Annotated in this window: 10 protein-coding genes; 1 reads left to right on the top strand and 9 read right to left on the bottom strand. The window is 57.0% G+C overall.

Annotated elements, in window-relative coordinates:
- Positions 1 to 101: 101 nt before the first annotated feature.
- The 6 genes from EKM85_RS01495 to EKM85_RS01520 form a co-directional block, all read right to left on the bottom strand.
- Positions 102 to 908, bottom strand: a complete 807-nt coding sequence (locus EKM85_RS01495; RefSeq protein WP_125584507.1) for a DUF2399 domain-containing protein — start codon at positions 906 to 908, stop codon at positions 102 to 104.
- On the bottom strand, positions 901 to 4,011 hold the full coding sequence (locus tag EKM85_RS11560) for an SbcC/MukB-like Walker B domain-containing protein (RefSeq protein ID WP_225418913.1): 3,111 nt from the start codon (positions 4,009 to 4,011) through the stop codon (positions 901 to 903). The genes EKM85_RS01495 and EKM85_RS11560 overlap by 8 nt, the downstream gene beginning before the upstream one ends.
- Positions 4,001 to 5,008: a hypothetical protein gene (locus tag EKM85_RS01505; protein ID WP_125584508.1), complete on the bottom strand. Its 1,008-nt coding sequence runs from the start codon at positions 5,006 to 5,008 to the stop codon at positions 4,001 to 4,003. The genes EKM85_RS11560 and EKM85_RS01505 overlap by 11 nt, the downstream gene beginning before the upstream one ends.
- Before the next feature lie 3 nt (positions 5,009 to 5,011).
- The gene (locus EKM85_RS01510) at positions 5,012 to 6,583 is read right to left on the bottom strand and encodes a hypothetical protein (RefSeq protein WP_125584509.1); all 1,572 of its coding nucleotides are present in this window, start codon (positions 6,581 to 6,583) and stop codon (positions 5,012 to 5,014) included.
- A 680-nt stretch (positions 6,584 to 7,263) separates the two neighbouring features.
- The gene (locus EKM85_RS01515) at positions 7,264 to 7,992 is read right to left on the bottom strand and encodes a DUF4811 domain-containing protein (RefSeq protein ID WP_125584510.1); all 729 of its coding nucleotides are present in this window, start codon (positions 7,990 to 7,992) and stop codon (positions 7,264 to 7,266) included.
- Positions 7,989 to 9,485, bottom strand: coding sequence for an MDR family MFS transporter (locus tag EKM85_RS01520; protein ID WP_125584511.1), 1,497 nt, complete (start codon positions 9,483 to 9,485; stop codon positions 7,989 to 7,991). Before EKM85_RS01520 ends, EKM85_RS01515 begins: the two co-directional genes overlap by 4 nt.
- 119 nt (positions 9,486 to 9,604) lie before the next feature.
- On the opposite strand from EKM85_RS01520, the gene EKM85_RS01525 reads away from it, so the two are divergent.
- Positions 9,605 to 10,033: a MerR family transcriptional regulator gene (locus EKM85_RS01525; protein ID WP_125584512.1), complete on the top strand. Its 429-nt coding sequence runs from the start codon at positions 9,605 to 9,607 to the stop codon at positions 10,031 to 10,033.
- Positions 10,034 to 10,106: 73 nt separating this feature from the next.
- Here EKM85_RS01525 and EKM85_RS01530 read toward each other — a convergent pair whose 3' ends face one another.
- The 3 genes from EKM85_RS01530 to EKM85_RS01540 all read right to left on the bottom strand — a co-directional run bounded on the left by EKM85_RS01530 (position 10,107) and on the right by EKM85_RS01540 (position 14,179).
- Positions 10,107 to 11,060, bottom strand: a complete 954-nt coding sequence (locus EKM85_RS01530; protein WP_125584513.1) for an alcohol dehydrogenase catalytic domain-containing protein — start codon at positions 11,058 to 11,060, stop codon at positions 10,107 to 10,109.
- Positions 11,061 to 11,126: 66 nt separating this feature from the next.
- Entirely contained in the window at positions 11,127 to 12,554 is a 1,428-nt protein-coding gene (locus EKM85_RS01535; protein ID WP_379881837.1) for an MFS transporter, read from the bottom strand.
- A gap of 146 nt (positions 12,555 to 12,700) precedes the next feature.
- Positions 12,701 to 14,179 (bottom strand): S41 family peptidase, encoded by a 1,479-nt coding sequence (locus tag EKM85_RS01540; RefSeq protein ID WP_125584514.1) that lies wholly within the window; start codon positions 14,177 to 14,179, stop codon positions 12,701 to 12,703.
- Between the last annotated feature and the right edge of the window lie 2 nt (positions 14,180 to 14,181).

Genomic DNA, 14,181 nt, shown 5'->3' on the forward strand with positions numbered 1-14,181 from the left:
GCATCTGGTGAGACACGACTTTCATTTCTCGCTTACGATTGAGGTTAATCATTCACGACTGAAAATTCTGAACGATATCGCTTGCTGGGTAAATCTTTTCCCTATAACACCAAATTTAACCAGCTGGAAATTTTCTTCTCGTACTCACCAATCAGCTGTTCTTGCTCAACAAGCAGACCGAGACGGTTGATGCTGACCATCTCCTTTTTCAGGTCAGGATCCTGTACAGACTGAAAGCGAGTTCTAGCCGGATCGCGCTTACCCCAACTGCTCAGCTGCTCGAGTACCCAGGCAGGCGTCTGAATCGCCAAAAAGTCGGGAGTGTCAGGCAATGCCTGCTTCAAGGTATCAGCAATTCGCACGCCAGTCGCATCCAAGTCACCAAGATAAGTCACCGTTAAGCCGCGAGTGACCAGCTTTGCGAACAGTGTCAAATATGTCTCTTGAAAATCATTGCCACCCTGATCAATCAGCGGCCAGTCAGGATGGAGGTGATGCAGCCAGATGAAAACGCCATTGTTTTCGATGATCACAGCCCGTTCAGCTGCCAACGGCCAGTCCTGCATCTTCTCCGCCTGCCAAGGATTTAGGGTCAGTGGCTGGGGCAAGTCCGTGGCAAACACGTTCGCGCTCACAAACACCATTCCAATCAGTTTGGCACTCATCTCATTCACAGCCGGCAAGTGCAGGTACTGCTTGATCGCCCATTGATAATAACGATAGTGCTCAGGGTCGGCCTTATCATCGACTAAAGCGTGCGCCACCAACCCGGCATCGACTGACTGCTGACCGCGCGGCGGCAATCGCTCCCCTCGCTTCATCGCGTCGAACAGTCGGTCCAAGGCTGGATATTGGATTGGTGGCTTCTTCCCAGTGGCTTGCTGGTAAGCCTCTGAATACTCACTCATGTTGTACCTCTGGGTGCCACGACAGCACTTCATGAACCTGGTTGGCATGAAATTTACCATCCTTTCGCTTGGGCGCCAGCACTTCGTAGGCCCGGTTTGCCACACCGTCTGCCAACAACTTGGTCTGCCCGCCGGACGGCATGGTGGCGATAAAATTGAAACCAAACCGACTGATGGTCTGAGCAAAGGCTTTGGCCGTTTCAGGATCAAGCTTGTCTGCAAATTCATCAAACATGACCAAGTGTGGTGCATCTGCCTTGCCGGCTAAGCGTAGACGCATCTTCGGCACCAGCAGCAAGGGTAAGACCATGGCCTGGGCCTTTTCCGCACCAGACCCACCGGACTGGACAAAGGTGTCGTCAACGACTTCTTCTTCGTCGGAGTTTTTACGGTTGATCGTAATTTCAAACTTCGACCAAAGCCGGGTATCAAGCAACTCGACTGCCTTGTCAATGAACGCCTCATCGTCACTTGCCAGCTCAACGTCTTCAACCAGACGATTGATCCGGTCCTCAACCAGCTTCGCCAAAGCAGGCCGCGCCGATGCCTGCAGATCCCGCGCTTCCGCGATTGCAGGTTCAGTGCTGCCCGGCAGCGGCAGCAATTTAATGTGCAGGCGAATGCCATCCGGGTCCGTGCCTTCAGTGAGCATTTGATTGTACTCCGGGATAATCGCATATTGCTGGCTAATGCTCATTACGGCCGCATTAATGTAAGTCTCCAGTGCAAGATTCTGGCCACTGCTGCGCTCGTCAACTGACTTTGCCACCGCCGTAATGTCCTCTTTCAATACACTTTGCGCCTGGCCAAGATCAAACGGGACAACGGTCAACTCCGCGGCACTGGTCGTCCGCTCTTCATGAATCGCCGTGGCAATTGCCGTGGTTCCCCGCTGACTGAACAGCTCATCCAAGGCTAAGCTGTTTTCGCCACCATCAATGGCGTCACGCACTTTGCCGCCGACGTCTCCAAAAGGATGTCGACGGATCACGGCGCGATTGCCATGAACAAAATCCAGGAGAGCAGTAATGCCATCGAGCTGGATTCCCTCTGGTGTATAAGCCTTCAGCACCGCCAGGGCAGCCGTTAAGCGGGCATCGACGGCCTGCAACTCCTGCTGTGCCGTTTGGGCAACGCCCGTTTGGGTGGTCATGATGCCCTGCTGCTGACCTTGTTTCACTTGTAAGTCAGTGGCGGTTTTTTGCAGATCGTTACCCTTTTTTTGCTGATCATCAAGCTGTTGACCAAGAGTTGGATCGATTTTCAGGCCATTCCGTTGAGCTGTAAGTTCAGCGATGGTGGTCTGAGCTTGCTCGGGTGAAAAGTTGGGGTCAATACTGGCCACCAGCTGATCCCGCTGGGCGGTTTGACCATCCAGTTTGGCCTGTGAAAGTTTCTGCGCGGCACTGTTCTGGTTCAGCAGATCCAGAATCCCGCTAGCCTGTTTTGACAGTTGTGCCAGCTGGTCGAGTCGTTCTGGATCAGCGAGCAACACTGCCAGATCTGGGGCATGATCGATCAGCGCATGCCGTTGTTGCTGAAGCGTTGCCACTGCGGTGTTCATGGTAGCGGCGCCCTGCTCATGAATATCGCGATTATCCTGATGCAGAGCTGCATTCACAGTTTTGACCAACATGCCGGTCGCGCGGCGGTCGATGGCCGTGTCCATTTTTCCTTGCATGCCTTGGACCAGCGCGATGTCTTCGCTGGTTCTAGTTATGGCGTCACTCAGATGCTTATACTCTTTGACCAGCCGCTGATGCGTCGCCAGATAATCTGCAAGACTCTGAATCATCTGTTTCTGCTCAGTCTGCGCCAGCGCCCCGGTCAGCTCGCCCATATTGGCGGACTGACCATGCAACTGAGCAATCACGGGATCCAACTGTTCGGTCTGAATCTGTTGACCGCGGCTGACCAGTGCAGCCAGCTTGACTTGTGCCTGCTGGACCGTTTCTTCAAGCTCTGCCAGGTCCTGCTGCTGTTTCTCACAAATGGCTTGCCGCTTTTGTAGGTCAGCGATCTGATGGTCAAGCGAGCGGCGCGTCTCCTCGATTACCTGCTGCTTGGCCACCGCAGCTTGAAGGGTTTCAAGCTTAGCCGCGGCCGCTACTTGATTCTCTTTGATTAACCTCAACTGTTCAGTCAACTGATTAATTGCGGCATTGGCGGCGCGGACTGCCTCCTTAGCCTGAGTCAAAGCCTTGGCCTGCTTGAGATGCGTATTGAGCATGCTGTCGCTGGATTCAGCTAACCGATTCAAATTGCCCCAGAACAGTTCTAGCTTGATTTTGTCTAACCGTTTCTGCCCGTTTTCTAATTCTTGCTGCAGCGCCTTGGTCCGATTAAGTTGACGCTGAGACTCAGCTAGCGGCTGAATAATCTGGTCGCGATCAATGGGCTCTTGCGCCTCGCGCAAGGCAATGGGGATTGGCGCGAAGCGGGCATTACCGCCGGTCAGAATCGGTGAGGCCAGCAACCGATAAGCGTTGGCGAGTTTGCCTAAGGTCTCGCCGGAATCAAAGCCGTAGATATTCACTGCTACAAAACTGCGGTAGTCTTCCCAGCGTTTAAAAATCACCAACTCCTGGCCGAATCCGGCATTGGCGTCACTAAACGCCTCTTTATCAAGACCCAGCCCTTGCCCATCAACGCAGACCAGATCATCAACTGACTTGCTTTCAAGCACAAACCACCAAGTCTGAGACTTGAGCCCATCGCTTTGTCGGTGCGCCCCAATACCCAAAACGACCTGCCTGGTATTGGATTTCAGTGTCATGTACGTATAACCGGTCCTGACCTTAAACGCACTGGCACCCCAGCCCAGGAGCATGGAACTGAAAGTCCGCTTATCCTTCAGGGTATTGCGCGGCCGCGTGGACTGGGTGATCGCATCTGAACTGCGCGCTGGGTTGAAGGACGGCGTGGCGATTGAACCGTCAACGAGGACGGGAAACCACGAATTGGCTAAGGTCGTTTTGCCGACCGCATTAGCCCCCAGCAACGTCAGATTGCCAGCTTGCGAAGCCGACAAGTCTAGCCATTGATACTGACCGAAATCCCGCAGATGGTAACTGATTGGATGCAAGAAATCATTATTTTCCATCACTATCTCCTAACGTGATCGCAAACCGCTTGGCGACCGGGGTGGCAATCCAAAAACCATTCTTCTCCTGCGCCAAGCTGTTATTCTCGATTTCTTCTTTAACTTGAGTCTGATTCACAACGGCCTCGGAATACAGCTGACGGGACAGCATTTTAATACGCTGGCCCAAATCAGCATCTGGCACACCGGCACCGAGAGAACGCGCCACTGCCAAGGCGACGAAGTACTGCCGAGACTGGAGCTGGCGCCGCGCGCCGTCAAGGAGCAGCGCGTAATCATCCCCGACCTCCAGGTAAAACCGCTGAAGCGGGGCCCACATGTCCGCGACTGCCACTTTGTTAGCTTTCAACGTGGCCCACAACTGCGGCTGCGTCTGATCAAGGTACCGATGCTTGAGCAAATATCGATTAACTTGCTGCAGCGGCGTGGCACTTTCCAAGTTAGGCTTCAGTCCCGTTTTGAGCGCCGAGACCAACAGTTGGGCGGCCGAGACGAAATCCTCTGCCACGTCCCAGTATTCCTGCACAGTACTGTTTTTCTCCTCTGCCACTTCAGGATTATCCGGCGTTAGCAGTTTGAACCGCTCAACAAACAGACTATCGATGATCTTGCGAATCTTGCGCTCGCCTAATTCTGGCACTGCAGAGTGAACGGCGGCAATCACTGGCCGGGCCTCAATCACACGGTCGGCCTCGATGCCTTGGGCGGCCGGCGTATTGATCACCGCTTTTAGAGTCGCGAGCAAAACCGTGACGTGAGTAGCGGGCAGTTTTTCCGGTCCCATTAACCAAAGCCAGTTGTCACGAAAGCCAGTCGGTGCTTCGCCAAAAAGGCGTGAGAACCAGCCTTGAATCCGTTGCCTCCCAGAAGGGCTTTGATACACCTCGCGGGACTTCCTTTCACTTTGGCGCATTCCTTGGTCAATCGACCCCGTGAAAATGGCATGATCAAGCAGTTGGTTGATGGCCAACCGGTGGGCTTTTTCTAATTCTGCCACTTGTTACCCCTCTTTCTGGAAAGTGACCCGAAAACCATGTGGCAGGGTCACCGCAAACAGTTCGCCTTGCAAGTGAAGCTGAATCGGTTGGTCAGTCGTTACCGCTGCCTCTTCGACACTGCGGCCAAACACGCCAAACCCTGCTGGATCAACGTACTGAGTCGCCGGATACAGGGCCACGACCGCATCACGGGCCAACTGAGTCGTAAACTCCAAGTCATGGGTGATGTCGACCACTCGCCTGGAAGTCATGGTCAGCGCTGCAAACTCTTGAATCGCGGCCTGCTCATCAGCAGCCAGGTCACCATCCACCGCCGCTTCAGGATTATCTGCAGCGGTGACGGTGTTGCGGACGGCTTCTGTCACGGGGCGCGTCACGGGTTCCATTGTCCCGGCTTCAAGCATATCAGCGCGAACCGAACTGGTGAGGTCCGCCATCTTATCGGCGCGTTGATCTCGAGGCAGCGACTCGACTGCCGCCATTTCCGCCCTGCTCAGCCGGTCCATGGGCAGGTGCAACGGCAAAGCATGAGGCACTGTAAGGCGCGACGCCTTCGTAATCAACTGATCGATATCGTCAGTCAGGGCCCGCAAATCGATTTTCTGCCGCCTAACATGCTCGTACTCACGCGCGAGCAACTGTGAGGCGTCATTAAGCGTTTGGTACAGCAAGTAAATCGAGTCAAAACTGGTTTGAATCGCTGAAGTTGATGGGTCAAAGCTCTGAATCATGCTGGCGAGCCGGCGCTGGACAAACGCCTTGGTTTTCTCGCGTTCGCTTTCAAGTGCGCTTTCGTCACCGATCGCGACGGCAACATCAAGGTTCCCCTTTGCCTGCCGACTGATTGCAACTGCTTCGCCGAATCCTTCCTGCAAACTCAGCCACCGCAGGAGTGCCGCCTGCTTGATCATTTGGGTATAGGCCGGAATCGCCTGTTCATGCAGCATCGTTTGCAGATGAAGTGAAGCATCACCGAGGCGATCAAAGGCGAGATCGGTACTGATGTCATGAAGATCGACGTCCAGTTTACGCAGGCCTTGTGTCACCTCGTCGTAAGCCGAAAGCATGCGATTGAAATCTTCGTAAAGCTGCATATCGGTTGTCGACATGCTGTCATATTGCTGAAAGGTCTTGACCAACTGGCAGTACTCGGTGATGCGCTTGGTCGAGGCCACGACCGTGTTCTCCGCGTCAATCACGCGCTGCATGGCCTTTAGATATTCAATTCCGGCGGCATTGATCCGGTAGACGGAGGACTGAATGACGTGAAACTTGCCAGAGTTCATTCGTTCCCGCACTTTGCGCGTCGACTCGGCCACCAGGTGGGCTTGTTCCACCAGCACCTTAACGATTGGGCGCAGGACGTCATCATCAATCAGCGGCTCACCAGGTTCTAAGTAGTCGCTATTGTAATGATCGACCAGATACCTTATCGTCATTGGCTCACCAGTGGTACTACCATCGCGATAAAGAATCATCAATACCTGCCAGCCACCCAGCGGATGGTTGGTATTGCGCCCAAGATTCATCGCCGTTAGCAAAGAGCGCAGGGGGCCAGAAAGTTGTGATGCCATTTTATCCCTCCATTAGGGAAACCTATCAAAGCTGAAACGTGTCAGCCATTAAATACACATTTCGAGACACCAGGGGCAAGCCTAGACAGCGCCTGTAGTAAAGTCAACACGCCGCTGAACCCGACGCGAAAATTTGCGGATAAAAATAAATTTTTATTCTTAAATTATGCATAGTCCCGAGGAAACCGTTTCTATTTTTCAGCTTGATACCAACGAATAAAAAACAAAAAGCGTTATCATAAGTACTTATCCGCCAATTTCGGCTAAATCCCCAGAAAAATGTTAATTGATGACCGAAAATCACCGAATTTCCGCCCTGGACCAGACCCTACAACGAAACTCTGGCGGCCTAACGGATTTATTTTTTCTTGGGTGGGCGCCAAAACGTTGATCTAGTAAGGTTTGTCAGTCGGCAATCCACAACAGTCGGCCACCAGTCGACAGGCGACCGGCAGTTAAAAAAAGTTTGTCGGTAAACAAACCGGGTCTGATTCATTATTTCAACCACCCGCCTACTTGTAAAGACCGAACCAACGACGCAGGTAACTGCACAAGCCGGGTTGAAAGCCTTTGGGGAAAATCATGAAGTGTACCGTCTGAAGTAGGTCTCCCAACTCAAACTTATTCAAGGGTACGAGAAAAGCCGGATCTTTTCAGACCCGGCTGTTGGCGGAATTGGTTTAGTATTTGGCTTGAATCTGTTTGATCAGCTTGGCGATCGCTTGCTGCTGGAACTTGGCGGTGATCTGCTTGACCAGCGCCTGCTGGTCGGCTTGACTCATGGCCGGATCCTTTTTCATCGCCGCGGCGACCTGGGCCTGAATGGCTTGGGCCATCTGAGCCTTTTGCGCGGCACTCGGATGTTGTAAGGCCTTCGCCTGCTTGCCGAGGGCCTTGGCCTGCTTGGTGGTCAGGTTGTACCAACCCTTCGGCAGCGAGAACGTGTTGGTCTGGCTGATCAGCAGATGGTTGTTCTGATGGGCAAACAGAGTGGCGTAAAAGCCTGACTTGTAGACCCACTCGGTGCGCCGGACTTTCATCTGCGCCACGTTGTCAGTCGTAGACACGACCTTGTTGTGAATGTCGTAGTCCGCCTTGGTGTGCGTGGCCTTGCCCTTTTCGCTGGTCTTGTAGATGACCACGCTGTGCTTGCCGGCGGTGCCGATGTCCTGATGCAACAGCAGTTTCAGCCGCGGGCTCGGTGAAGCACTGTAGATCACTTGCGTGGATTCGGTGGTGACTTTTTTCATGCCAAAGTGCTGGGCATCGTTGGTCTGGATCAGCGCGATTGCTCCCAAGAGCATGACGAGAAACAGCGCGCTGAGGCACGTGCGCAGCCAGGAGTTCTTCATCAGCATGAAGCTGAGAAACAGCAAGGCGGTGCTAATGATCAGTATCCATAGAATCATTTTGCCGCCTCCTTTTTAGTGTCAGGCTTGAGGTCGACTTCAACGGAGCCGGTCTTCTGGTTAAGGAAGAACGCCAGCAGCCAGCCGAGCGTCGAGAAGCCGATCGCGAACCAGAACGCCGCGTGGTAGCCGTTCAAGGTCGCGTTGAAGAACGCGTGCTTGTAGGCCAGCGGGTCGGCCGTGAGCAGCGCCTTGGCCGGCTTGGACGCGTTGGTGACGTCGCTGAGCACGGAGATCATGATCGCGGTCGCAATTGAGCTCGCGATCTGCCGCACCGTGTTGTTGACGGCGGTGCCGTGGGCGATCATGTTCTGCGGCAAAGCGTTCATGCCGTTGGTGGTCAGCGGCATCATCGTCATCGAGATGCCGAACATCCGGACCATGTACAGCATAGTGATGTAGATCGACGGCGTGTTGGCCGTGACGAACGCGTACGGCACGGTGGCAATGGCCAGCAGGAACAGGCCGAGTTGGGCGAGGCGCTTGGCCCCGATGCGGTCAAAAATGTTCCCGGTAACCGGACTCATCAGCGCCATCATGATGGCCCCAGGCAGAAGCGTCAGCCCAGATTCGAGCGCCGTTTTGCCGTGAATGATCTGCAGGTACATCGGAATGACCATTTCGGCCCCGACCATCGCCATGTTGGCAATGGAGCCCAAGATGGACGACAGCGTGAAGATTTTCGTCTTAAAGACCCGCAGTTCCAGGAACGGCTGATCCAAGTGCAGCTGACGGGACGTGAACAGTGCGATCACGAGCACGCCAACGATAATGGAGCCGTAGACGATCGGCGAGCCCCAGCCCTTGTCCCCGACTTCCGAGAAGCCGTAGAGCAAGGCGCCAAAGCCGATGGTCGACTCGATGAGCGACAGCACGTCGAGCTTCGGGTTGCGGTCAGGCAGCACGTTCGCCATGAAGAAGAACGAGCTGATCAAGACCAGCGCCGCCACGGGGATGATCATGCCGAACAGCATCCGCCAGCCGAACTGGTCGATGACCCACCCGGACAGGGTCGGGCCAATCGCCGGGGCGACCCCGATGGCAATGCCGGCAACGCCCATCGCTGCCCCGCGCTTGTCCGGCGGGAAGATCGTCAGCATGATGTTCTGCAGCAGCGGCATGGTGACGCCGACGCCGACGGCCTGAATCAAGCGGCCCGTCAGCAGCACGCCGAAGCTGCCCGCCACATAGGCGACGATCGTCCCGATCAGGAACGTGCTCATCGCAAACAGGTACAAAATTTTGGTCGGCACCTTGTTCACCAGGAACGCGGTGACTGGGATCATGATCCCGTTGACCAGCATGAAGCCCGTCGTCAGCCACTGGACCGTCGAGGTGGAGATATTGAATGTATCCATCAAGGTCGGATACGCGGTGGAGAGAATGGTTTGATTCAAGACGGTGGTGAAGGTCCCCACAAGCAGGGTGATGATCATCATCAGGGCATGGATCGGTTGGCCATTCACATCTTTAGCATTTTTCAGACTATCCATATGATGTTTTAGGCTCCCTATCTAATTTTTTGTTACGCGGATATAACATTGTGTTACAATCACAAGTGAAAATATTACGTCAGTTGTAATTACATGTCAATGTGCGGGAGGAAAAAATCTTGGATGAATTCAAACGTCAGGTCCAAGACCTTGACGTGTCAATGGGGATCGGCGAGACCAGCCGGGTCACCGGCGCCACCGCGACCCAGATTCGGTACTGGGAGAAAAAAGGCATCGTGCACCCGATCCGGCACGGCGTCGGGCAAAACAAGCGGTACAGCTACCGCGACATCGTCACCATCAGTTTTGTTAAGTCGATGATCGATCAGGGCTACACGCTGGCCAAGGCGGAAAAAGACGCCGCCACCCACTTCACCTTCGCCGAGGCCCTGCAGATGATCGTCAAGGAGCGCGTGCACCTCGCCGCCCAAACTGGGCACACCCTGACGCTGAACTTCGGGCCGCTGGACAATGACCCCGGCTACGACGTGGTGGCCGAAGTCGGCGACCAGGTCTCGCTTAAGCGGGTGCCCCACCAGGCCAAATAATCCTTGCCGCCATTCAAAAGGCCGCCTGCTGCAGCGCGCAGCGGGCGGCCTTTTCACATGGAGTCTGAGTTGATTAGACGAGCACGACCACCTTGCCGAAACTATCCGGCTCGTCCAGCGCGGCCTGGGCATCCCCGGTGTGCGCCAAATCAAACGTCTTGCGTGGCTTCACATCAATATGGTGATTCTCGATCAGCCGCATCATATTCGAGAAGCGCTCCGGCGTGATCTCGGCACCAGAGCCGAACGAGGTCAAGGAGGCGCCGGTCGGAATGACAAACGGGTCAAACTCCGGCACCGTCCACTGATTGGCCAGGCCGCCAACCAGGCAGCAATAGCCGCGCGGGTTCAGGTGCGACAACGAGTCCGTCAACGTCGCCGTCCCGACCAGCTCGATGATGGCATCGAACTTGGCGTCAGTCTGGACCTTGCCGGCCTGATCCAGCAGCGGCTCATCGCAGCCGATGGCCTTCAGTTCAGCAAATTTCTCTTGGTGGCGCGTGGAGCCGGCGATCTTAATGGTTGGATCCATCGCCTTGGCTAACTTGATGGCCGCACTGCCGACGCCGCTGGTCGCACCCCGGACCAGCAAACTGTGGGCGCGGTTCAGGTGCGCATTGTGCAGCGCCCCGTAGGCTGTGAAGTACGTCTCCGGGATCGCGGCGAACTCGGCCCAACTCAAGGCCGTAGCGACGGGGATGATCTGCTTGTTTGGCAGGAGCGCGTACTGCGCGTAGCCCCCGTCAAAGGCGCGGCCCATCCCGCCCATCAGGCTGGCCACCTTTTGGCCAACGGGCAGCCGCTCGGCATCGGTCGTCTCGGCAATCTCGCCGACGCATTCGATGCCCAAGATTCGCGGAAACTTGACAGTCGGCGATTCCCCGTTGCGGGTAAAAATCTCGGAGCGGTTGATCCCAAAGCCTCTGACTTTGACTAAGCTCCAGCCTGGTTTGACCTGCGGCGTTGGCACCTCTTTAAGTTGCAGCGCTGCCGGGCCGCCGGCGTGTTCAATCACGATTGCTTTCATCGGAATTCCTCCATTCGAATTGAAACCCGACTCCAGTTTACCACCGCTCTCCGGTCGCCCCACCGCTCATTTTTCCTTAGTCTGGTTGAATGTGCGCCACAGCGGGACCGTGCGCCAAAGGACCACCGCCGCGGCGATGATCAGGAGCGTGCCGACCCCCATCGCCAGGTGCATCCCGCTGATGAACCACGGCTCATGCCCCAGCGGAAACGTGGTGATGCGGCGCTCGGCGAGCACACTCATGCGCCCGAACAGCAGCGTCGTGGCGGTGCTGGTCCCGGCCACCATGCCCAGGTTCCTGGCCAGCGCGTTGAAGCTGCCGGCGATCCCGAGCTGACTCACATCCGCAACGGACATCACGATGTCTCCGATCGGCGACTGGAACACACCGCTGCCGATGCCCAGCAGCACAGTGATGATCACAAAGACCCACAGCGAGCTGTGCAGGCCAAGCAGGAGGTAGCCGGCGCTGCCCACCGCGATCACCAGCACGCCAAATAGCGCAACCCCCGCAACGTTCAGCTTATCGGCCAGAATACCGCCCAGCGGCGCAAAGAAGACCATCATCAGCGGATACAGCGTCAGCAGCGCCCCGGCCGTGCCCGGACCCAGGCGCAAAGCGTCCTCCAGGTAAAACGGCATCAGGACGGTCGTGAAGAATTGGACCATGAAGACAAGAAAGACCGCCAGCACCCCCAACGCAAAGATGCGATTGCGAAAGATCGTCAGGGGCAGCAGCGGCGCCGGGGTGTGCAGCTGATGCCAGATGAACCAGGCGGCCGCGGCGATGGCCAGGGCCAACAGGCTCACCACCAGCGGCGCGGTAAAGCCGTCGGTCTGGCTCAGGTTAAGGCCCCAAAAGCCCGCGGTGATGGCAACCCCCTGCGCCAGCGCCCCCCACCAGTCGAAGGGCTGGGCCTGCGGGGCACCATCGCCCATCGCCCACAGCGCCAGCCCCAGGGCGACCAGGCCGAACGGGACGTTGAACCAGAAGATGACCGGCCACTGCGCGACGGCGAGGATCAGCCCGCCGACCGCGGGTCCAGCAACGCTGCCCAGCGCCACGAAGGTCCCCACGAACCCCATGGCCTTGCCGCGCTCATTAGCGGCGAAGCTGGCCGTGACGATCCCGTACGTGTTTGCCAGCGTCATTGCGGCCCCCGTCGCCTGCACGATCCGCGCCAGCATCAGAAAGTTGAAGCCTAGGTCAATGCCGGCCAGCAGGGAGCCGAGGATGAACCCGGCGGTGCCCCACTTGAAGATGCGCGGCTTGCCCACCAGGTCGCCGAGCTTGCCGAACGGCAGCAGCAAGGCGCTAAGGACGATCAGGTACACCGACGTCGCCCAAACCATCCGGCTGGCCGCCACGTTCAGGCTTTTGGCCATCACCGGCACCGCCACGTTGACCACCGACCCGTCCAGATTGGTCATGAACGCAAAAAAGCCCAGGGCCGTCAGCGCCCACCACCGGCGTGTGCTCGAGATTTCCATCATTGCCACCCCCATGATTCACCAATTTTGGCCTAGTCTAGCACACGGCGGTCAAATGAGCAGGTCAGACGACTTGCGGGGGCCGCGGGCGCATCAGGTGCCTTGGCACGCAAAAGGCGCGCCCGCATGGTGCTGGACGCGCCTTCGCCTTACTTGTCCAGTTGCTTGACCGCTGCCGTCATGGCCGCGTCTTCCGTCTGCAGCTTGGCAGACAAAAGTGTGATCATCTTCGTCAGCATGGCCCCATTCGTCTGGCCGGTCGCCGGCAGGCCATTTTGCTGCTGGAACTGACGGACCGCCGTTTGTACGGTCGGGCCAAAGTAGCCGTTGACCGTGCCCACGTTGTAGCCCAGCGCCGCCAGGCTGATCTGCAGCGACTTCACGTCTGGGCTTTCGTCGCCCAGCTTCATCGTAGTCGTCGCAAAGCCGGCGATCTGCGCCCAGGCCGGGTAAGCCGCCTTGATGGTCGGCGTCAGCCCCTTCTTGTTGATCCAGGAGCCGTTGGGCGTCAGCCACTTGGCCACCGTCAGCTTCACTTCGGCGTTATCGCCGAGCGCAGCCACATTTTGCACGGTGCCCTTGCCGTAGTTCTGGGTCCCGATCAGCGGGACCTTGGCGCTTTGGTTCCAGGCCGCGGCCAGGATCTCCGAGGCCGAAGCCGAATTGCCGTCGATCAGGACCGCCAGCGGTTCTTTGATCTTGAAGCCTTCGTCGTAGCCCTTGCCGGCCTTGTAAACCTCGGTCTTGCCGGCGCGGTCCTCGACCTTGACGATGGTCTGCCCGTTCTTCAGGCCCATCGAAGCCATCCGGAGCGCCGTGGTGAGCTCGCCGCCGGGGTTGCCGCGCAGATCAATGATGAACTTCTTGGCGCCTTGCTTGCGCATCGTCTTAACTGCCTTTTCAAACTGGCTGGCGGTCGGATCCGAGAAGCTGGCGACGGTGATCACGCCGATCGTCTTATCCGTCTTATTCAACGCGGCGGTCACGGTGTCCTGCGTGATCTTCGCCCGCTTCATCGTCAGCGTCTGGTCGGCGCCGCCGCGGCGGATCGTAACTTTCACCGTCGTGCCGATCTTACCGCGGATCTTGGCCACGGCCTCGGTGACGCTCTGTTTAGCCACCGATTTGCCGTTGACCGCCATCAGCTGGTCGCCGGTGCGCATCCCCGCCTTTTTCGCGGGGCTGGTCGGCTGGATGCTTTGGATCATCAGCTTGTCGCCAGTTTGCTGAACGGTGGCGCCGATCCCGCCGAAACTGGCGGAAATCGTGGAATCCAGGCTCGACTTGGCGTCGTTTTGCAGGTAGGTGGAGAACTGGTCGTCCAGGCTCCCCATCATGCCGCTGATGGCGCCGTCGGCCAGCTTGGCCGGCGAGACCTTCTTGTAGTAGTTGGCCTGAATCGAGTTGTACGTCGCGATCACCTTGCCAAATTCGGCCGGCACGTGCAGCTTGTCCCCGGGGTTCAGCTCGGGGTGCAGGGCGTAGCCGAGGCCGGCGCCGCACAGCAGGGCGACGGCTGCGATCAGGGTCGTGGCCCAGGCCGGAAAGCGAAAGCCGCGGTGCTTGCGGTCAGGCTTAGCCGGGTCCGCTTGGGAAGTTTGATCTGGGTGCTGAGGTTCGTTATCCATGC

The sequence above is a fragment of the Lacticaseibacillus jixianensis genome (assembly GCF_003946485.1).
Classification (GTDB): Bacteria; Bacillota; Bacilli; order Lactobacillales; family Lactobacillaceae; genus Lacticaseibacillus; species Lacticaseibacillus jixianensis.